The organism is Nonomuraea sp. NPDC003707 (genome assembly GCF_053587055.1).
The window spans coordinates 13,050-32,890 of sequence record NZ_JBSFNK010000070.1 but is presented as its reverse complement, the minus strand read 5'-3'; the positions used below and the strand labels follow the sequence as shown (position 1 = coordinate 32,890).

Here is a 19,841-nt window from a genome sequence, read left to right as displayed (position 1 = left end):
GGTTACATTCCGAACCCGGAAGTTAAGCTTCTCTGCGCCGATGGTACTGCACTCGGGAGGGTGTGGGAGAGTAGGTCGCCGCCGGACAATCTTTGGAGGGGGTTCGACGCCTTGGGCGTCGGACCCCCTTTTTTTGTGTGCTGTGTCGGCTGTGATGGGAGCTGTGAGGCGTTCCCTCGCGCGGCCGGCTGCCCGCCCGCACCCGACGGCCCAGGACGCGTGTCCACGCGCCTGAGGCGTTGGCCCGGGCGCCGCATTCTCATACGTATGCCATCGCGCTCATCCACGCCGCTGCGCATCGGTCTGCACCCCGCACCGAATTCGCCTGCCGGCTCCGTCGCCTCCTCGGTCTGCACCCCTGTACCGAATTCGAGTGGCGGCTCCGTCGCCTCCGTTGAATAGAGGACGGGCATCGGCCGGGCTCGGCTGGCGACCACAGTCGAATAGAGGATCGGCATCATGCCGGCTCGGCGGGCGATCACAGAGGGTGACTTCCGGCGGCGAGAGGGAGTCGGCGAGGGCGAATTGGCGGGGCTCTGCGTGGTTCATCCCGATGGCTACTCTCTGCATCCGCCCACGAGTAACCGGAGAGCCCAGCAGGCAGCGCGCCGCGCGATTAGGCTGGAAAGCCTTGGCTGGTGAAGGCGTCGACAGTGGAGAGGCGCACGTGACCGTTGGCGGGCGGTGGTCGGATATCCAGATGCAAGCGGGCTGCAAGCTGTACAAAATGGAATTAGGGCTGGGCGTGTCGCGTGGCGAATGCGGAATCGTCGGTTACCGTCCAATGTGTAGGGACGTGCCGATTACGGTGAGTTCCTGAGGAAAGGACAAGCCGATGGGGGCAGTGCGCAAGGTGGTGAGCTACCTTGGCCTGAGCGGGGTCGATCACTACGACGAAGGCTATGACGACGACGAGAACTACGAGGACGAGTACGTCCCCGCGACCGAGCGGGCCGCCAGGCGGTGGCGCGCGAACGTCGACTCGTCACGAATCGTGATGGTCCAGCCGCTCAAGTACAACGACGCGCCGTTGATCGGCCAGCACTTCCGTGACGGACAGACGGTAATCATGGACGTCTCGGGCATGGCTATGCCTGAGGCGACGAGGATGGTCGACTTCGCCGCCGGGCTGGCCTATGGGTGCGAAGGGCGGATCGAGCGCATCGCCGACCGCGTCTTCCTGCTCGCGCCGGCGCACGTGGAGATCGAGACCACCTGAGTGTGGTAACCGGGCCGCTGGGCCGTGGTCGGCGCGCAGAGGCGGGCTGCGCTGACCACGACCGCCCGGCGGGGTCGAGCCGGCGGCCGGGCGAGGAGGCGGATCGTCGATGCGCCACCGACCTGAGCCATTCAGGCAGGCCGCCAGCGAGTCGCGGTCTGCTGGCCCCTGGGCGGGTTCCCGATGACGACCAGCCCCCTGAACAGCCCAGATGCTGTCCACTGATCGGTGTGCGCTTCCTGACACGCCACCCGTCCACGGCACTCCGCCTGGACGGCCGCCGGAGCCGATTGCCGTGAGTGTTGACCCCATTCACCGAGGGCCCGATGCCCGTGAGGGTCCAGTGCGTTGGGTGTGGGGTCGTCGGACGTAAGCCACCAGACCGCTGACCGAGTGGACCGGCGGTCGCAAACGTCCTGCCCGCATCGCCAAGCGGCCGACATCCGCATGTGCCTTGTCCGTTCGCCAAGCGGCTGACGACCCGCAAGCGTTCTGTCCGTATCTCGTGCGGCCGACGACCATATGCGCCCCGTCCGTTCGCCAAGCGACTGGCGACCGCGAGCGTCCTGTCGGGTTCTCACGCAGCCGGCGATCATAAGCGCCCTGCCCATATGGCAGGCAGCCGATGAGCGGAAGCGTTTAGCCCGCATCTCGCCCGCGCCGATGAGCGAGAGCGTCCAGCCTGCGTCTCACACACGCCGATGAGCGTAGCGTTCAGTCCGGTGGCCGTAAGTGAGCCGGCAGCGGCCCTTTGCGGGGGAGTGGGGTCAGCTGGCGCGGGGGCCGCGGCGGATGAGGCGGGTCAGTTCGGCTGCGTCATCCGTGGCCTGCTTGGCGCGCTCGTCCGCCTCCCTCGCGTACGCGTGCAGGGCCCACACCGCCCCCTCCGCCAGCTCCTTCAGCTCGCTGACCTGCGCGGCCACGTACCGGCCGTCGGCTTCGACGAGTTTGCGGCGCTGCCAGAGCTGCCACCCGGCCAGGCCGATCATGGCCACCGCGGCGGCGGCGAACAGGCGGCTGGAGATGACCGCCCCGACGAGGCAGGCGATGCCGGCCACGATCAGGACCATGGCCGCCCACGGACGGGGGCGGGGCATGACGCCGTCCGCCACCAGCGCGGCCTCGGCGGCGGACAGCGACGACGGCTCCGGGCCCTCCGGGCGCAGGTGGATGCGGTGGCCGAGAAGGGCGACGGTGAGCGTGGTGGGCGGCGCGAGGCGGCTGTCGGCTTCGAGCTCCTCGGCCACGCCGCGCAGGATCGGCCCCGCCACGTGCAGGGCGATCGCCGCCAGGTGCGGGTCGGAGCCGGGGCGGAGGTCCTCGAGCAGGTACGAGTTGAGCGAGGCCATCGGGCCGGCCGGGCCGCCGAGGCCGATCAGGAAGCGCAGGATGGCGAGCGGCTCGTCCTCCGCCCAGCTGGAGGCCGGGCTGCCCGAGCTGTTGTCGAGCGAGATGGCGGTGTCCTGATCGGCCTGCCGCGTCGAGGTGATCTCGGCGCACCGCCCGCGCAGTCTCGCGAGGCGGGCGGCCGCCATGGCGGGTCTGGCCAGTTCGGGGATCTCGGCCATCTCCGGGAAGTCGACCAGCGATGGCGGCACCACGACCGACGGCTCGCCCGGCACCAGCGCCTGCACCCATTGCTCCGGGTCGGCGTGTTCCTGGACGGCCAGGGCGTCGAGTTTGCGCAGCACGAAGATCTTGCCGGCGGGGCCGTACGCCCCCCGGGCGGCGGCCAGCCAGAGCGAGCGCTGGCCGTGGGAGACCGGACGGTCGAGTGAGAGCTCGCCGAAGGCGGTGCCGAGCCAGGAGGCGTGGATGCGGCTGCCCTGCCCGGACACCGCGAGGGCCAGGCAGAGGAACAGCGCGGTCTGCTGCTGGTCACGCCCGGCGGCCCTGCTCAGCGGCTCCAGCGGGTCGTCGCCCGCGAGGATGGCGACCAGCGCTTCGATGGCCGGGGGCAGCCAATAGCCGGGTATATCGCGAAAACCTGGTGCGGCGGGAGGCGCGGCGCCCTTGGCGGCGAGGTGAGCGAGCAGCGCCTCAGCGTAGCGATGCAACTCCGTAGCCGCTGGGGGGCTCGCAGTAAGGTCCGTGCTCAAGGCAGAGAACTCCCCCATTTCGGCCTCAATTCATGACCGCGTAAAGCCTAGCCGTTCGGGCGCGCCAACCAGGTGAAGGCGCGCCCACGGCGGATCTGCGGGCTTTGAGCCAACTGCCTGTTACATACGCTCGGGAACGGGGACACCTAGCAGGTTGAGCCCCTTCTCCAGAACGTCCAGGACCAGCTTGCACAGGGCCAGCCGGTGTTGCCTGGTCTCCGGGTCGACGCCTTCCTTGGTCACCGGGCACTCATCGTAGAACGTGCTGAAGAGGCTGGCGGTCTGGAACAGGAAGTTGCACAGCCGGTGTGGCTCGGACTCGGTGGTGGCCTGGGAGACCACCTCGCCGAAACCGAGCAGCTGGAGGCCCAGCGCGCGCTCGGCCGGTGCGGCCAGCACGATGGCGCCCGTCGCGTCGGCCGGAGCCATCTCCGCCTTGCGGAAGATGGAGCGGATCCTGGCGGTGGCGTACTGCATGTAGGGGCCGGTGTTGCCGGTGAAGCTGATCATACGGTCGAAGTCGAGGACGTACTCGCTGTCGTGACTGACCGACAAATCGGCATATTTCACCGCGCCCATGCCGACGGCGTGCGCGATCTCCTGCGTGGTGGCCTCGTCGTAGCCCCGGTCGGCGATGGCCGCCGTGGCCCGGTCGACGGCCTCCTGGAGCAGGTCCATCAGCTTGACGGACTCGCCGGAGCGGGTCTTGAACCGGCGCCCGTCCTTGCCCAGCATCATGCCGATCTGGACGTGCTCGGCCGAGACCGAGTCGGGCAGCCAGCCCGCCAGCCGCGCCCCTGCGAACACCATCCGGAAGTGCAGCGCCTGCTCGTTGCCCACGACGTAGAGGATGCGCTCGGCCTTCAGGTCGTGGACGCGGTAGCGGATCGCCGCCATGTCGGTGGTGGCGTAGCCGTACCCGCCGTCGCTCTTCCTGATGATCAGTGGCAGCGGCTTGTCGTCGGAGCCGGTGAAGCCGGGCGGGAACACGCAGAGCGCGCCGTCGCTGATCACCGCCGTCCCGGCCGCCTCGAGGTCGTCGCACGTCTTCTGGAGCATGGGGTTGTACATGCTCTCGCCGGCGAGGTCGGCATCGGTCAGCGTCACGCCGAGCAACTGGTAGACCTTGTTGAAGTAGCGGACGGTGGCTTCCATGAACACGTGCCACAGCCGCATGGTCTCGGTGTCGCCCGACTGCAGCGTGGTCACCCGCACCCGGGCGCGCTGCCTGAAGTCGTCGTCGGAGTCGAACTTCGCCCGCGCCGCCTGGTAGAACTCCGTGCCCTGGCCGGCCTCCAGCTGCGCGACCGCGGCCTCCTCGCCGATCTCGAGCAGGTGCTCGATGAGCATGCCGAACGGCGTGCCCCAGTCGCCCAGGTGGTTCTGCCTGATCACGGTGTTGCCGAGGTGCTCGTGCAGGCGGGCCAGCGAGTCGCCCACGATCGTGGTGCGCAGGTGGCCGACGTGCATCTCCTTGGCCGCGTTGGGCGCGGAGTAGTCGATCACCACGGTCTGCGACGGCGTGATCGTGCCGACGCCGAGCCGCGGGTCGGCCAGCATCCGCCTCGCCTCGGACTCGATCCACGAGTCTTCGAGGGTGATGTTGAGGAAACCGGGGCCGCTGACCTCGATCGTGCCGGGGAAGTCGGACAGCTCCGTCTTGATCGCCTCGGCGACCTCCCGCGGCGCCCGTCGCAGTCGCTTGGCCAGGCTCATCGCGACGTTCGCCTGGAAGTCGGCGAACTGGGAGGGCCGGATCAGCGGATCTGCGTCGGCGTGCTCCTGGCCGAACGCGCGCGCCAGCGCCTGCTGGACGCGCTCGGTGAGCACTATCTGCGGGTCGGTCATGTTCTAAGGGTACCGGCGACCTTGACAGCGACGCTTATCATTACTGCCGCCACGATCGAGATGCCGACGGCGGTCAGATCGTTGCTGAGGTCGCCGGGTTCGAGGGCGAAGAAGTGCCGTACGAAGGGGATCGTCAATCCGATCGCGAACGCCGCCGCCATCGAGGCGACCAGCGTGATCCGCCACCAGTTGAGCGGCCTGGCGATCAGCACGAGCACCCACCAGGTGGTGAGGAAGAGCGTGATCACCGCCGACGTCTGATCCTCGACGAGCGTGGACGTGCCGCTGTGGGCGGCCCAGAACGACAGCAGCACCGCCGCCGCGCACAACACCCCTGCGGGTACGGCGAAGCGCAGCACCCTGGGGACGAACCCCGGCTTCGAACGCTCGAACGTGGGCGCGAGCGCGAGGAAGAGCGCGGGGACGCCGATGGTCAGGGCGTTCGTCAGGGTGGAGTGGCGGGGCGCGAACGGGAACATGACCCCGGCCACGCCGACCAGCAGCGACAGCACGATCGCGTAGAAGGTCTTGGTGAGGAAGAGGTTGGAGACGCGTTCGATGTTGGCCAGCACCCGCCGTCCCTCGCCCACGACGTGCGGCAGCGTGGCGAACTTGTCGTCGAGCAGCACCACCTGCGCGACCGCCTTGGTGGCCGGGCTGCCGGCGCCCATCGCGATGCCGAGGTCGGCGTCCTTGAGCGCGAGCACGTCGTTGACGCCGTCGCCCGTCATGGCCACGGTGTGGCCCCTGGCCTGGAGCGCGGTGACGAACTGCCGCTTCTGCCGGGGGCTGACGCGGCCGAACACGGTGTGGGAGTCGAGCAGCTCGCCCAGCTTGGCCTCGTCGTCGTAGGGGAGGTCGCGGGCGTCGATCGAACGGTGCGCGTCCGGGATCTCGAGGCCGGTGGCGATGGCGGAGACCGCGGTGGGGTTGTCGCCGGAGATGACCTTGACCGTTACGCCCTGCTTGGCGAAGTAACGGAGGGTTTCCTGGGCGTCGGGCCTGACGCGCTGCTTGAGCGTGACGAGCGCCACCGCCTCGATGCCCGTCCTGTCCGGCTTGGTGCGTGCCTCGGCCGCCTGAGGTGCGGGCAGGGTGCGGGCGCGGCCCAGGACGAGCACGCGGGCACCGGTGGTGGCCAGCTTGGCGGCCCGGTCGTAGGCGTCCCCGCCGTCGAGCAGCACGTCCGGCGCCCCCAGCACCCACGCGCCCCGCTCGCCGAAGTGGGCGCCGCTCCATTTACGCGCCGACGAGAACGGCACCGTCTCACCGGCCGTCCACCCGTCCCGGGCGTTCTGGTAGCGGGCCCGGATGGCCTGGGCGGTGGCGTTCGGCGAGTGGTCGAGGTGGGCCAGGGCGGCCAGCGCGTCCTCGACCGGGTGTCCGTCGCGCAGGGGCAGCACCTGGTCGAGGTCCATGCCGCCGGCGGTGAGCGTGCCCGTCTTGTCCAGGCACAGCACGTCCACCCTGGCCAGGCCCTCGATCGCGGGCAACTCCTGGACCAGGCACTTGCGCCGGCCCAGCCGTACGACGCCGACGGCGAACGCGATCGAGGTCATCAGCACCAGCCCCTCGGGGATCATGGTGACGATGCCCGCGACCGCGCCGGTGATCGCGGTGCCGAAGTCGGCGGAGTGCTTGAGCTGGCTGTAGATCAGCAGGGCCCCGATCGGGATGACCAGCCAGGTGATGTACTTGATGAAGTTCGCCACGCCTTCGCGCAGCTCGGAGTGGGCGAGGTGAAACTTGCTCGCCTCTTCCGCGAGCTTCACCGCGTACGCGTCGGTGCCGACCCGCGTGGCCACGAACGCGCCCGCGCCCGCCACGGCGAAGCTGCCTGACAGGACCTCGTCGCCGGGCTGCTTGTGCACCGGGTCGGCCTCGCCGGTCAGCAGTGACTCGTCCACCTCCAGCCCGTCGGACTCGATCACCTCGCCGTCCACCAGCAGGCGGTCGCCGGGGCCGAGCAGGATCAGGTCGCCTAAGACCACCTGGCGGGGCTGGACCAGCCGTTCTTCGCCGTCCCGCCGGACCCGTACGGGCGCCTCGTTGATCACCGCGAGCTTGTCGAGCGTGCGCTTGGCGCGGAGCTCCTGGACGATGCCGATCAGCACGTTGGCCACGATGACCAGGCCGAACAGGCTGTCCTGCCACTCGCCGAAGATCAGGACCAGCGCCCAGAGCACGCCGATGACGAGGTTGAACAGGGTGAAGACGTTCGCCCTGACGATCGCGCTCAGCGACCTGCTCGACCGCCGCGGCACGTGGTTGGGCTTCGCCCCCGCCACCTGCGCCGAAGTGAGTCCGTTGGCCACTGTGGAGAGCCGGTCCACATAACCCCCTGTTTCTGTGGATCGGTCACACCCTACGGCGTCACCACAATCTGTGGGAGCGAGGCGTGGTGGCTGTCTTGTCGCCGATGCGGGCCACGATTCCGGCCGCGGACAGGTCGGCCGCGAGCTTGCAGGCCGCGCTGATCCCGTCGGCTCTGGACGAGCCGTGGGCGATCACGACGGTCCCGTTCAGGCCGAGCAGCACGGCGCCGCCGTACGCCTCGGGGTCGAGGCGGCGGCGCAGCTCGCGGATGCGCGAGCGCTGCATCGCGGCGCCCAGTCTGGCCAGCCTGCTGTCGGTGACGGCGGCCCTGAGCTCGGAGAACGCGTAGCGGACCGCGCCTTCCATGGTCTTCAGCGCCACGTTCCCGGTGAACCCGTCGGTGGTGATCACGTCCACCTTGCCGGTCAGCAGGTCGTGTCCCTCGACGTTCCCCTCGAACCGGAGGCCGGGGGAGGCCAGCAGCAGCTCGTGGGCGCGTTTGACGAGTTTGTTGCCCTTCTCGGCCTCGCTGCCGATCGTGAGCAGGCCGACCCGGGGCGTCTCGATGCCGTACGCGAGCTCGGCGTAGGCCGTCCCCAGCTGGGCGAACTGCACCAGCATTTCCGGCTTGACCTCGGCGTTGGCGCCCGCGTCTATGAGCACGGTGGGGTTGGGGAGGGTGGGGATGGGGACCGCTATGGCCGGTCTCAGCACGCCTTGCTGGCCTTTGAGCCGCAGCCGGCCGGTGGCCACGATACCCGCCGTCGAGCCCGCGGACACGACTGCGCCGGCGTCGCCGCGGCGTACGAGATGGCAGGCGACGGCGATGCTCGAGCGGGGCCGGCGCAGGCTCGCCAGCGCGCCCTCGTCCATCGCCAGGGCCTCCTCGGCCCGTACGATCGGGACCTCTTTGGTGGCGTCGTGGTCGGCGAGTGCCTCGTAGAGCACGCGGGGCGAGCCGACGAGCACGACGGACAGACCGCGCTCCCGCACGGCGTGCACCGCTCCCGCGACGATCTCGTGGGGTGCGTGGTCGCCGCCCATGGCGTCGATCGCGATGGGCCTGCTGTCGGACAATGATCACCTCGTACGGCATCGAGCCCGCCGCCACGGCTTGACCGGAACGCGGGCTCGGTATGTCCGCATCGTAGGCAAGGCAGGTGCCAGGTTAACCGGCGGGTAGGCCCTGTTGGTTCCCCCGAGGGCCCCTTCCAGTCTCGCCGACCACCCGGCCCGCTCCCCACACCTCGCCCCCGGTCGCCCGGATCACCTCCCGGCGCCTACCGCGACCCCTTCGGACTTGCCGCACCGGGGCTCGGCGCTTGCGGCATCCGGGGCGGGGTCCGCCGCACTGAGCTCCGGTGCCTGCAGCACCGGGCTCCAGCGCCTGGGGCGGGCTTGCCGCACCGGTCCAGGCGTCTGTGGCGTCGGGGGCGGGGGCGGGGGCGGGGGCCTGCGGCACCGGGGTCCGGCGTCTGCGGCGGTTTCGCGCGACCGCCCCGGCCGCGACCCCCGGGCACGCGAAGGCGTGGCCTACGACCGTCGGGTCCGCGAAGGCGCGATGTACGACCGCCGGGCCCGTGGGACGGATGGCGGTGGGACGGTGTCGCTGCCGGGCCGTGACGGGCGTTGTCGGGCGTACGGGACATGGGCTTCCCGAGACGCCCGCTCAGTGGAGGTTCCAGTCGTCCTTCCCGCGCGACACGATCACCTTGGAGAACTTCGACGCCCCCGTGACCCGGATCAGCGGCCCGTCGGCCTGCGAGCCGCCCGTCACGCTGCGCTTGCCGAACATGGAGCTGCCCTCGTCGATCACGTGCGCGTTGTCAGGAACGCGCACGATCAGCTTGCTGAACCAGGCGTTCGTCTCGATGGTGATCTCGCGGCCGGGCAGCACCGCGTCCGAGAGGTCGATGATGAGCGCCCCGAACCGGGCGGACAGCCGGGTGTTGCGGGAGGCCACCCACCGCCCCTTGCGGACGATCTTGCTGAACTTCGAGTCGATGACCTGCTGCTCGATGGCGGCGGGCACGTTTGACGCGGTCACCTCGGGCAGATCCCGGGTGAGGGGGACGAGTTCGCCCACCGTCTTCGCCGCGTAGGCGACGTCCAGGCGGTCGGCGTGCTCGACGCTGGTGAGTCTTCCTGTGGCGAGGGCCTCTGACAGGACCGCGGCCACGCGGTCGCGGTCGGCGTCTGAGGCCCGCTGGTCAGGGTCATGGATCACGATAAATCAGTGTATGCCTATTCGCGATATGTCGCGAGTGCCCGCAAACCTCAAGGAAAACTTGGAGTCCAGCGGAACCGCTGACGTACCTGACAGCGTCCGGGTATTAAGAACCGTAGACGCGCGACAAGGTCGTGAGGTTTACACGCGATCGAACAAAAAAGATGGGAACGGCCTAGTGATCTTGAACCAAGCTGGCACGCGACGCTTCAAGGCGTACACGTCCAAGCACCTCGACGAACTCTTGAAGCGTGCGGGGCTCGGCGACGATGAGCGGCTGAAGGTCCGCGCCGTCGCCACTGTGCTGCCGTTCCGGACCAACGCCTACGTCGTCGATGAACTCATAGATTGGTCGGCCGCACCCGACGACCCGATTTACCGGCTCGTCTTCCCGCAGGAGGACATGCTTCCCGCGACCGACGTAGCCCGGCTGGCGGACCTGCTCAAGGCCGAGGCGCCGAACGTCGAGATCCAGGCGGAGGCGAACCGGGTACGTGCCCAGCTCAACCCGCACCCCGCCGGCCAGAAGGAGCTCAACGTCCCGAGGATGGGCGATGAGCCGGTGCCCGGCATGCAGCACAAATATTCAGAGACCGCGCTGATCTTCCCCAAGCAGGGGCAGACCTGTCACGCGTACTGCACCTACTGCTTCAGATGGGCGCAGTTCGTCGGGGACGCGGACCTGAAGTTCGCCTCCGACGACATCGGCCAGATGGTGGCCTACATTCGCCAGCATCCCGAGGTCACCAGCGTCCTGATCACCGGCGGCGACGCGATGATCATGGGCGAGCCCGTCATCAGGCGATATATCGAGCCTTTGTTGGATCTGGAGCAGCTCGAGTCCATCAGGATCGGCACCAAGGCGCTGGCCTACTGGCCACAGCGCTTCACCACCGACCCTGACGCCGACGCCACGCTCGGGCTGTTCGAGGAGGTGGTGAACGCGGGCAAGAACCTCGCGTTCATGGCCCACTTCACGCACCCGCGCGAGCTGGAGTCGCCGCTGGTCGAGTCGGCGGTCAAGCGCATCCTCGGCAGCGGGGCCACCATCAGGACCCAGGCGCCGCTGATCAGGTCGATCAACGACGATCCGGCCGTGTGGTCGCACATGTGGCGGCGGCAACACCGGATGGGGATGATTCCGTATTACATGTTCATCGAGCGCGACACCGGGCCCCAGGACTACTTCGCGGTGCCGCTGGCGCGCGCCTACGAGGTCTTCAGGGACGCGTACTCGACCGTCTCGGGGCTCTGCCGCACGGTCCGCGGGCCGTCGATGTCGGCCACGCCGGGCAAGGTGTGCGTCGACGGCGTCACCGAGATCGCGGGCGAGCAGGTGTTCATGCTCCACTTCATCCAGGCGCGCGACCCCTCACTCGTGGGGCGGCCGTTCTTCGCGCGCTACGACCCGTCGGCGGTCTGGCTGACGGATCTGCGCCCGGCCTTCGCCGAACGATTCCCGTTCGAGCCCGCCGGCGCGCTGCTGCCCGTCTGACCGGTCGTCCGCGCCCACGCGACCGAAAATCCGCCCCCGCGGCCCGTGACATTTGTTTTCGCGACCCTTTGTTCACGGGCCGCCGGGGACGTAAATTTCCCAGGATCCGCTCCAAGTTTTCGTGTACGCGATCCAAAGCTTCCCCGTACGCGATCCGAACCGACGCGCTCGTGATGTCGAACCGAGCGCGCACAATATCGGAAACTAGACCCGTCTATTTCCCGTTTTGTCTCCCCGCTCAACGCTCTCCCTTTACTCGGTAACCGGCCTGCAAACCCCTGCTACATGGGCTTTCATGCGCCTGCGGCCGATCACTGCGAGTGGTAGAACTGCTGGCGTAGCTCAGCCGTGACGGCACGCTTCGTGTGGTGCCCATAGCGCGCCCGCCACGGCTTTCGGGGGTTATCGATTCGCATTTCCACCGCATTCGAGAGCGATCGATCACGAGCCGGGAAGGCAATCATGAATCGAGTAGTCAAGGCGGCTGTCGCCGTCACAGTATTCGGCCTGGCGGCGGCTTTGGCCGTGCCGGCACAAGCGGAAAACGGGAACAACGGCGTCAGGAGCGACGGGGGCGGCACCAACAGCCCGCTCGACAGCCTGCTGGGCGGCGGCCTGCTGAACGACGGCCTGCTGAGCGGGCTGATCGGCGGCGGCCAGCTGAACGGGCTGCTGGGCGGCGGCCTTCAGGGCAAGTCCGCGGCACAGCCCAGCCGTCCGATGACGGACGTCGAGCGGGACATCGCAGCAGAGAACCGGCAGAGGTACTCCACCACGCCGAACGCGGCAGAGGACGTCACCAACTTCGGCGGTCCGCTGCCGGAGCTGTCGCCGATCGTCGGCGGGTTCTCGCTCGGCGGCGGGGGCCTGACCGAGTCCCTGCCCGTGCCCGTCCTGTCGGGGGCGGCACGCATGGCCCAGCCCGTCGCGACCTCGGTGAAGTCCGGCAAGCAGGGCGGCGGCCAGGTCGTGAGCGAGGGAGACACCCTGCGCGGCGCATACGACGCGACGACGGGCCTGCTCAACACGTCCTTCGGCGACGCGATGAACAAGCTGAACAACAACAGCGTGCTGCCGGGCACCGGATCCAGCCTGCTGAACACCAGCGCGGCCACGGCCAAGACCATGAGCGGCACCAGCAAGGGCGTCGAGACGCTGTCGGCCGAGTCGATCGTGGCCGGCCTCGGCGAGGCGGCCCGGCGGGCCCTGCCGCACGCCGCGAGCGGCCGGCTGTCGCCGATGATCGGCCAGGTCGCGCCGGTCGAGATGGCTCCGGTCATCGAGGCGCTGCCCAGCACCGCGCAGGCCGCCTCCATGGACGAGCTCACGCCGCTCGTCGAGGACACCTCGGGCGTCGTGTCCGCCAACGGCACCAAGGCCACCGGCACCTACGGTGACGTGCTGACCGCGCTCGGATGGTCCACCGACTCGCTGACGAGCTCGGTGCGGGACTCCTGGATTCGCGACTAGACGCGATCGAGGCGCCGTAGAGCGGCGGCTCGCCGAGGGCCGGGATGACGGTTCGCGGGCGTCCTAGGTGCCGACGCCCATGAACCGGCCGTACCGGCTGCGAAGCGGTCCCGTTCGCGCGCCTCAGCTGTTCCCTGAACGGCGTGTTCCCTTTCCCGGGCCGGACGGCTGCCGGCGCTCTGGCGCGGCAGGTCCGGTGTCGTCGCCGCGACGTGGCGCGTCGCGTGCCGATGTGCTGGAACGGCGGTCCGCGTGCCGCCCGTTCCCGCCCGGCAGGCCCGGTGCCGTCACTCTGGTGCGGTAGGTCGGCGGGGGCTGACTGGGAACGCCGGCGCTCCGGCGCGGCAGGCCGGCAGGGGGCTGACTGGGGACGTTCTCGCACCGACGCGGCAGGCCGGCGGGGCGCTCACAGGTGCCGAGCGCCGACGGCACTGGCGCGCGTGGGTGGCGAGACCCCGCGCAAGCGGGCAGGTCTCATGACGGGCCTGGGCGGACGCGCCCACGCCCTGGCTCGCGCAGCGCGCCGCCACTGCAGGGCAGCGGCGTCGCACGAGCCCGCCGCCGACCCCGGTATCTGGGGTCGGCGGCTTTTTCATGCGCTGGCTGTGGGGGCCGTTCCTTTGCGCTGCCCGGGGGCCGGCGAAACCCCCATCCTGTACGGCGGAGCACGGGCGGCGCCACCCGCCGCACGTGGCTGAGCGCCTCCAGGGTGACGCCCGCTGACCCGCACAGGGCCGGCCGCCGTTACGGCGTGCTCTCAACCGTCCAAGAGGGGCGGTGGGTCATGGTCTGCGGAGTGGGTGATTGTCGGGATTACGGGCCGGTCGGAGGGCTCAGGGCAGGCGGACGCCGGTGCGACGCGCTATCTGGGCCTGCAGCCTGGCCATCTGCCAGTGCAGCTCCAGCAGCTGCTCGGCGAGCTGTATCCGGGGAATCTCGGCCACGTCCTCGGTGGCCAGGTGGTCGATCGCGGTCGAAAGCTCCACCATCGCGCGCTCCCACTCCATCAGCGTACCTCGGATCGAATTGACGTTCGAATCCTATCGGAACGGCAGGCTCGCTGTCAGTCATTTGCCACTGCAGTCGCGCGCGTTTCGCACACAACAGCGAAAAGCGTGGATGTCGGTGTTTGTGGCCGTAACCCGGCAAGGCATCGGGCCGGAGCGGGGGGAGGCTCCGAGCCGTGAGCGGCGGCGGTCGCGCCGTGAGAGAGGTCAGCCCTTGTTGTAGGCGGCGATGACTTCCTTCGGGTCGCCGTCCATCTTGATCTTGCCCTTGTGCAGCCAGATGACGCGGTTGCAGGTCTCCTCGATGACCTTGAGGTCGTGGGCCACGAGGAAGACCGTGCCGGCGGACTCGCGGATCTGGCGGATGCGCTCCTCGCTCTTCTTGCGGAACTCGCGGTCGCCCGTGGCCAGGGCCTCGTCGATGAGGAGGACGTCGTGGGTCTTGGCCGAGGAGATGGCGAAGCGGAGCCGGGCGCCCATGCCGGAGGAGTAGGTGGACATGGGGAGCTGGACGAACTCGTCGATGCCGGAGAAGTCGACGATCTCCTGGTACTTCTCGCGGACCTCGGCAGGCGTCATGCCCATGGCGTAACAGCCGAGCACGATGTTGCGCTCGCCGGTGAGCTCGCGCATGAGGGCCGCGTTGACGCCGAGCAGCGAGGGCTGGCCGTCGGTGTAGACGGCGCCCTTGTGCGGCGGGAGGAGGCCCGCGATGGCTCGCAGCAGCGTGGACTTGCCCGAGCCGTTGCGGCCCACGATGCCGATGGCGTCGCCGTGGTAGGCCACGAAGGTCACGCCCTTGACCGCGTGGACCTCTTTCATCTGCGGGCGGCCCTGGCGCCTGAGGATGCGCGTGAGGGCGTTGACCGCGTTGCCCTTCTCGGAGTCGGAGGCCGCGCCGTAGACGCGGTAGACGATGTGGAGATCGTCGACGATGACGGTCGGAGTGCCCGTGGGGACGTCGAGTGGCCGCTTGCCCTGGGGCTCCGGATCGGGATGCACTCTCACATCCTTGCCGGTGACGGCGGGCTTCTCGCCCTTCACCTGTGACAGCTCCTTGGTAAGTTCAGCCACGCCCGTACCTCTCCTCGGACCGCCAGAAGTACCAGAAGCCGAAGCCGAGTGCGAACACCGCCCAGAATACGCAGGAAGCCAGCACCATGGTGGGGGGGTGGTGGCCGAACTGCGGATTGTGGGTCGAGATGAGGATCTCGCGCATCCATTCGATGTAGGAAGCGGCGGGGTTCATGTACATCACATTGGCCACCCATTGGGGCAGCCCGGCGGAGCCGACGACCTTGTCCTGGATCGAGAAGAACACGCCGGAGGCGTAGAGCCAGGTGCGGGTGATGAACGGCAGCAACTGGTTGAGATCGCGCATCGAGGCGCCGAGCCGGGCGACGATCAGGCCGGCACCGATGTTGAACATCGTCTGGAGCAGCAGCACCACGGGGATCATGAGCCAGAACCAGTTGAGCCCCTCGCCGGTGAGCATCACGATGACGAGCAGGATGCCCATGGAGATGGCGAGCTGCTGGAGCTCCTGGATCGTGTAGGCCAGCGGCAGCGAGGCGCGGGGGAAGTGGAGCGCTCTGATGAGCGACAGGTTGCCCGAGATCGACTTGGCGCCCGCGGTGACCGTGCGCTGCGTGTAGGTGAAGACGAACATCCCGGTCAGCAGGAACGCCGTGTAGTTGTGGATGTTCTTGCTGCCACCGAGGATGAGGCCGAACATCAGGAAGTAGATGCCGGCGTTGAGCAGGGGGGTCAGCACCTGCCAGAGCTGGCCGAGAGCCGAGCTGGTGTACTTCGAGACGTTGCGCGAGGTCGCGTACGTCAGGATGAAGTGTCGCCGCTCCCAGAGCTGGCGCACGTAGACAGGGAACCTCGGCCGCGCGATGGCACGGCGAAGTCCGTATCTCTTGGCGAGCTTGGCCAGCGGCTCCTGCCCGCTTCGGCCGCCCGCCTGGGCGTCCGCGACAGCGGATTCCGGCTGGCTCATGGCAAGGACTCTATTGGATCCCGGTCGGTGGGGTGCCTGCCGCGCGGGTTGGCGGCAGCGTCAGTTGGACGGAGTCTCGGGACGCTCGGTTCCCAAGGTGCCGTCAAGACCTGCTCAACCGTAGCCCAGCGCGGCGCGGTGCGCTGGGAAGGGCGCGACCACTCTCGTGTAGAGGGTAATTTTCATCGTCTGTTCACGTCCCGGCCGTACCGGTTACACGGGCTCTGTACGATTTGTTGCCTGTTGGGCTAAATGTCTGTGACGCTGGATTGGCACACGTGTGACCGAACTGCAACGCGCCAGAGACTCCCTGGTGGCAAGTAGTAAGGGATAGTCGCGATCGACTGGCAGGGCGTCGGCTGGTTTGACCATGTCAGCCAAACCCGGGGGGAAAACCAGGATCCCCCCGTCAGGCTGCTCACGATCACCGCAGCTCAGCGCTAACGCCCACCTGTAGAGGGAGGAATTCTTTCACCATGCGTGTTACTAAGGGCGCACAGATCGTCGCCGGTACCGCGCTGCTCGCCCTCGCGGTTGCCGCGTGTGGCGGTGGCGCCTCTGACAGTGGCGGCACTGCTGCCGGAGGCGGCGGGGAGACGCCGGTCCGCATGGAGATCGGCGAGCCCCAGGAGCTCCTGAACCCCCAGAACACGACCGAGACCGAGGGGTCCGAGGTCCTCGCCGCAGTGTTCTCCCCGCTGGTCCGCTACGACGAGAACAAGCAGCCGGTCGAGGAAGCCGCCGAGTCGATCACGACGTCGGACAGCAAGGTCTGGACGATCAAGCTCAAGTCCGGCTACACGTGGCACGACGGCACGCCGGTTACCGCCGCCGACTACGCTCGCGCGTGGAACTACGCGGCCCTGCAGGACAACGCCATGAGCTCGTCCTACTTCTTCGGGCGCGTCGACGGCTACGCCGACGTCCACCCGGGTGAGGGCAAGACGCCGACGGCCAAGGAGATGAAGGGCCTCAAGGTCGTCGACGACTCCACGCTCGAGGTGACGCTCACGGCGCCGTTCTCGCAGTTCAAGACGATGCTGGGCTACACCGCGTTCTACCCGATGCCGAAGACGGCCCTCGGCGCCGACGGCAAGGTGACGCAGGCCTACGGTGAGCAGCCGACCGGCCAGGGCCTGTTCAAGCTCGACAAGCCCTACAAGAAGGGCACCGACCAGACCATCGACCTGACCGTCTACGACAAGTTCACGGGCGCCAAGCCGAAGAACTGGAAGAAGCTCCAGTTCAAGGTCTACACGAGCTCGGAGACCGCGTTCAACGACCTGCAGGCCGAGAACCTGGACATCCACGACTCGCTGCCGCCGTCGACGATCGCCACCGCCAAGTCCGTGCTCGGCGACCGCTACCACGACGAGCCCGACGCCGCCGTGGGTTACATCGGCGTCCCGCTGCAGTACAACCCCGAGTTCAAGGACCCGCAGGTCCGCAAGGCCATCTCGCTGGCCATCGACCGGAAGACCATCACCGAGACGGTCTTCTCCGGCACCCGCGCCCCTGCCGACGACTTCATCAACCCGGCCATCCCCGGTTACCGCCAGGGCGCCTGCGACGCGTGCACGTACAACCCGGCCGAGGCCAAGAAGCTGTACGACGCCGCCAAGGGCCCCAAGACCATCGAGCTGGGCTACAACGCCGACGGTGGCCACAAGGAGTGGATCGAGGCTGTCGCCAACAACCTCCGCGCCAACCTGGGCATCGAGGTCACGCCGAAGCCGTTCGAGAAGTTCCAGGGCATCCTGGACGCCCTGGACGCCAAGGAGTACAAGGGCCTCTTCCGTATGGGCTGGTCCATCGACTACCCGTCGGCTGAGAACTACCTGACCCCGATCTTCGGCACCGGCTCCATCGGCACCGGCTCGAACTACGGTGGCTACTCCAACAAGGACTTCGACGCGCTGGTCGCCAAGGGTGACCAGGCGTCGGACGCCGCCGAGGGCCTGAAGTTCTACCAGCAGGCCGACGACATCCTCATCAAGGACCTCCCGTACATCCCGGTTTACTTCTACCGGAGCAACTTCGGGTACTCCTCGAAGGTGAAGAACGTCAAGCTCAACCTGCTCAACCAGGTTAACTGGGTCGACATCGAGAAGGCCTGACGTTCATTCGCGCGGTGGACGGCTCTTGCCGTCCACCCGCCGGAGGGCTGAGCTTGGAGGCAGCCACTCGAGCCGGGTGAACCACGGGCTCCGGGGGCTGCCTCCAAGTCATGTACCGGAGGGCTTGTATGGGCCGTTATGTCATCAGGCGCTTGATCCAGGCGATACCCGTCCTGCTCGGCGCCACGCTACTCATCTTCATGATTGTCTTCGCACTGCCAGGGGACCCCATCGCGGCGCTGTTCGGAGACAAGCGCCCGGACCCCGCGGTCGCCGAGGTCCTGCGCGAGCAGTATCACCTCAACGATCCGCTGCTGTTGCAGTACTGGTATTACATCAGCGGCGTGCTCTTCCGCGGTGACTTCGGCGTGAACTTCGCCGACGTCCCCGTGTCCCAGGTCATGGCCGGCAAGTTCCAGGTCACCCTGAACCTCGCGCTGACCGCCCTGGTGATGGAGGCGCTCATCGGCGTCGGCCTGGGCCTGTGGGCGGCGCTGCGCCGCGGCAAGGCCACCGACACCGCCATCCTGGCCTCCACGCTGCTGCTCATCTCGGTGCCCACGCTGGTCACCGGTTTCGTGCTGCAGCTGGTCCTGGGCGTCAAGCTCAAGCTGTGGACCGGGCTGGACATCTTCCCGGTGGCGGGCACGTTCGCGGGCTGGCGCAGCTATCTGCTGCCCGGCTTCGTGCTCGCGGGGACGTCGATCGCGTACCTGACCAGGCTCACCAGAACCAGCCTGGTGGAGACGCTCAGAGCGGACTACATCCGAACGGCCACGGCCAAGGGCCTGCCGCGACGGCGCGTCATCGGCCGGCACGGGTTGCGTAACGCGCTGATCCCGCTGATCACCTATCTGGGCGCCGACCTCGGCAACCTGATGGGCGGCGCGGTGATCACCGAGACGATCTTCAATCTCCCGGGGATTGGAAATCAGCTGTTCCAGTCGGTTTACTTGCGAGAACAACCGGTTGTGGTGGGGATCATCACCGTCCTGGTGCTGATCTACATCCTGGCCAACCTGGTCGTCGACCTGCTGTACGCCGTGCTCGACCCGAGGATCCGCTATGAGTAACCCAATCCCGCCGGTCGGGCCCGGGCTCCCGGAGACGCAGACACTGGTCACGGACACGGTTACCGACCCGGCGCCCACGCCACAGGGCAAGAAGGGCAAGGAAGGCAAGCCCGCGAGCTTGTGGAGCGACGCCTGGTACGACCTCAGGCGCCGGCCGATGTTCATCATCTCGGTGGTCATCATCCTGGTCCTGCTCGTCATGTCGTTCCTGCCGGCGCTGTTCACGGCGATCGACCCGTTCAACGCCAGGACCTGTGACCTGTCCACGGCCAGGCAGGCGCCCAGCGCCGGCCACCTGTTCGGCAAGGACAGCCTGGGGTGCGACGTCTACGCCAGGACGATCTACGGCGCCCGCAACTCGATCGTGATCGGCGTGTTCACCACGATCATCACCACGGTGGTCGGCGGTCTGCTCGGCCTGATCGCCGGTTTCCGGAGCGGCATGGTCGACACGGTGTCCTCGCGGGTCACCGAGATCTTCTTCGCCATCCCCCCGATCCTGGGCGCGCTGCTCATCGCCGCCACCTTCCGCGGCCGGGCCAACAGCATCATGCTGGTCATCCTCGCGCTGGCGGTGCTCGGCTGGCCGATGACGTTCCGCATCATGCGGGCGGCCGTGATCACCGCGAAGAACCAGGACTTCGTGGTCGCGGCCAGGGCGCTGGGAGCGAGCGCGGGGCGGATCATGTTCCGTCACCTGCTGCCCAACTCGCTGGCGCCGGTCATCGTCGTGGCCACGATCAACCTGGGCGGCTTCATCGCCGCCGAGGCCGCGCTCTCGTTCCTGGGCGTGGGTGTCCAGTCGCCGGACATCTCATGGGGTCTGATGATCGCCGACGCGCGCATCAGGTTCTTGGAGGCGCCGCTGCCGCTGGTGTTCCCGGCCGTGTTCCTCAGCATCACGGTGCTGGCGTTCATCATGATGGGCGACGCCGTACGCGACGCGCTCGACCCGAAGCTCAGGTAGA

The 19,841-nt window shown here is 68.2% G+C and carries 14 protein-coding genes and 1 rRNA gene; 7 read left to right on the top strand and 8 right to left on the bottom strand.

Annotated features, from left to right (window positions below):
* Both rrf and ACWDRB_RS64485 read left to right on the top strand, forming a co-directional pair.
* Window positions 1-87 (top strand): 5S ribosomal RNA (gene rrf / locus ACWDRB_RS64490); the annotation flags it as partial.
* Window positions 88-835: 748 nt separating this feature from the next.
* A complete protein-coding gene (locus ACWDRB_RS64485) occupies window positions 836-1,219 on the top strand; it encodes a cell division protein SepF (protein ID WP_350742559.1) in 384 nt (127 codons plus the stop codon).
* A 767-nt stretch (window positions 1,220-1,986) separates the two neighbouring features.
* Here the strand turns inward: ACWDRB_RS64485 and ACWDRB_RS64480 are convergent.
* The 5 genes from ACWDRB_RS64480 to ACWDRB_RS64460 form a co-directional block, all read right to left on the bottom strand.
* Entirely contained in the window at window positions 1,987-3,276 is a 1,290-nt protein-coding gene (locus tag ACWDRB_RS64480; RefSeq protein WP_449912008.1) for a hypothetical protein, read from the bottom strand.
* A gap of 162 nt (window positions 3,277-3,438) precedes the next feature.
* Window positions 3,439-5,166, bottom strand: coding sequence for an arginine--tRNA ligase (gene argS, locus ACWDRB_RS64475; RefSeq protein WP_449912007.1), 1,728 nt, complete (start codon window positions 5,164-5,166; stop codon window positions 3,439-3,441).
* Complete coding sequence (locus ACWDRB_RS64470; protein ID WP_449912006.1) at window positions 5,163-7,499, bottom strand: HAD-IC family P-type ATPase; 2,337 nt, start codon at window positions 7,497-7,499, stop codon at window positions 5,163-5,165. Before ACWDRB_RS64470 ends, argS begins: the two co-directional genes overlap by 4 nt.
* 40 nt (window positions 7,500-7,539) lie before the next feature.
* Window positions 7,540-8,559 (bottom strand): phosphate acyltransferase PlsX, encoded by a 1,020-nt coding sequence (gene plsX, locus ACWDRB_RS64465; RefSeq protein ID WP_350742567.1) that lies wholly within the window; start codon window positions 8,557-8,559, stop codon window positions 7,540-7,542.
* A 592-nt stretch (window positions 8,560-9,151) separates the two neighbouring features.
* Window positions 9,152-9,709 carry a DUF1707 SHOCT-like domain-containing protein gene (locus ACWDRB_RS64460; RefSeq protein WP_449912005.1) on the bottom strand — a complete coding sequence of 186 codons (558 nt, stop codon included), beginning with the start codon at window positions 9,707-9,709 and terminating at the stop codon, window positions 9,152-9,154.
* Between the two features lie 178 nt (window positions 9,710-9,887).
* On the opposite strand from ACWDRB_RS64460, the gene ACWDRB_RS64455 reads away from it, so the two are divergent.
* Together ACWDRB_RS64455 and ACWDRB_RS64450 are read left to right on the top strand one after the other, a co-directional pair.
* Window positions 9,888-11,204, top strand: a complete 1,317-nt coding sequence (locus ACWDRB_RS64455; RefSeq protein WP_449912004.1) for a KamA family radical SAM protein — start codon at window positions 9,888-9,890, stop codon at window positions 11,202-11,204.
* A 462-nt stretch (window positions 11,205-11,666) separates the two neighbouring features.
* Entirely contained in the window at window positions 11,667-12,674 is a 1,008-nt protein-coding gene (locus tag ACWDRB_RS64450) for a hypothetical protein (protein ID WP_350742572.1), read from the top strand.
* An 833-nt stretch (window positions 12,675-13,507) separates the two neighbouring features.
* On the opposite strand, the gene ACWDRB_RS64445 is transcribed toward ACWDRB_RS64450, so the two are convergent.
* From ACWDRB_RS64445 to ACWDRB_RS64435, 3 genes are all read right to left on the bottom strand, one after another.
* Complete coding sequence (locus ACWDRB_RS64445) at window positions 13,508-13,681, bottom strand: hypothetical protein (RefSeq protein WP_192788369.1); 174 nt, start codon at window positions 13,679-13,681, stop codon at window positions 13,508-13,510.
* Window positions 13,682-13,888: 207 nt separating this feature from the next.
* Entirely contained in the window at window positions 13,889-14,755 is an 867-nt protein-coding gene (locus ACWDRB_RS64440; protein ID WP_449912003.1) for an ABC transporter ATP-binding protein, read from the bottom strand.
* Entirely contained in the window at window positions 14,748-15,683 is a 936-nt protein-coding gene (locus ACWDRB_RS64435) for an ABC transporter permease (protein ID WP_397375431.1), read from the bottom strand. The genes ACWDRB_RS64440 and ACWDRB_RS64435 overlap by 8 nt, the downstream gene beginning before the upstream one ends.
* Window positions 15,684-16,159: 476 nt before the next feature.
* On the opposite strand from ACWDRB_RS64435, the gene ACWDRB_RS64430 reads away from it, so the two are divergent.
* The 3 genes from ACWDRB_RS64430 (at window position 16,160) to ACWDRB_RS64420 (ending at window position 19,840) form a co-directional block, all read left to right on the top strand.
* Entirely contained in the window at window positions 16,160-17,800 is a 1,641-nt protein-coding gene (locus ACWDRB_RS64430; protein WP_449912002.1) for a peptide ABC transporter substrate-binding protein, read from the top strand.
* A 110-nt stretch (window positions 17,801-17,910) separates the two neighbouring features.
* Entirely contained in the window at window positions 17,911-18,873 is a 963-nt protein-coding gene (locus ACWDRB_RS64425; RefSeq protein WP_364266557.1) for an ABC transporter permease, read from the top strand.
* Window positions 18,866-19,840: an ABC transporter permease gene (locus ACWDRB_RS64420; RefSeq protein ID WP_449912001.1), complete on the top strand. Its 975-nt coding sequence runs from the start codon at window positions 18,866-18,868 to the stop codon at window positions 19,838-19,840. The genes ACWDRB_RS64425 and ACWDRB_RS64420 overlap by 8 nt, the downstream gene beginning before the upstream one ends.
* Window position 19,841 lies beyond the last annotated feature (1 nt).

Coding starts and splice junctions, on each gene's coding strand:
- ACWDRB_RS64485 (WP_350742559.1), top strand. CDS start 836: ATGGGGGCAGTGCGCAAGGTGGTGAGCTACCTTGGCCTGAGCGGGGTC.
- argS (WP_449912007.1), bottom strand. CDS start 5,166: ATGACCGACCCGCAGATAGTGCTCACCGAGCGCGTCCAGCAGGCGCTG.
- ACWDRB_RS64450 (WP_350742572.1), top strand. CDS start 11,667: ATGAATCGAGTAGTCAAGGCGGCTGTCGCCGTCACAGTATTCGGCCTG.
- ACWDRB_RS64445 (WP_192788369.1), bottom strand. CDS start 13,681: ATGGAGTGGGAGCGCGCGATGGTGGAGCTTTCGACCGCGATCGACCAC.
- ACWDRB_RS64435 (WP_397375431.1), bottom strand. CDS start 15,683: ATGAGCCAGCCGGAATCCGCTGTCGCGGACGCCCAGGCGGGCGGCCGA.
- ACWDRB_RS64430 (WP_449912002.1), top strand. CDS start 16,160: ATGCGTGTTACTAAGGGCGCACAGATCGTCGCCGGTACCGCGCTGCTC.
- ACWDRB_RS64425 (WP_364266557.1), top strand. CDS start 17,911: ATGTACCGGAGGGCTTGTATGGGCCGTTATGTCATCAGGCGCTTGATC.
- ACWDRB_RS64420 (WP_449912001.1), top strand. CDS start 18,866: ATGAGTAACCCAATCCCGCCGGTCGGGCCCGGGCTCCCGGAGACGCAG.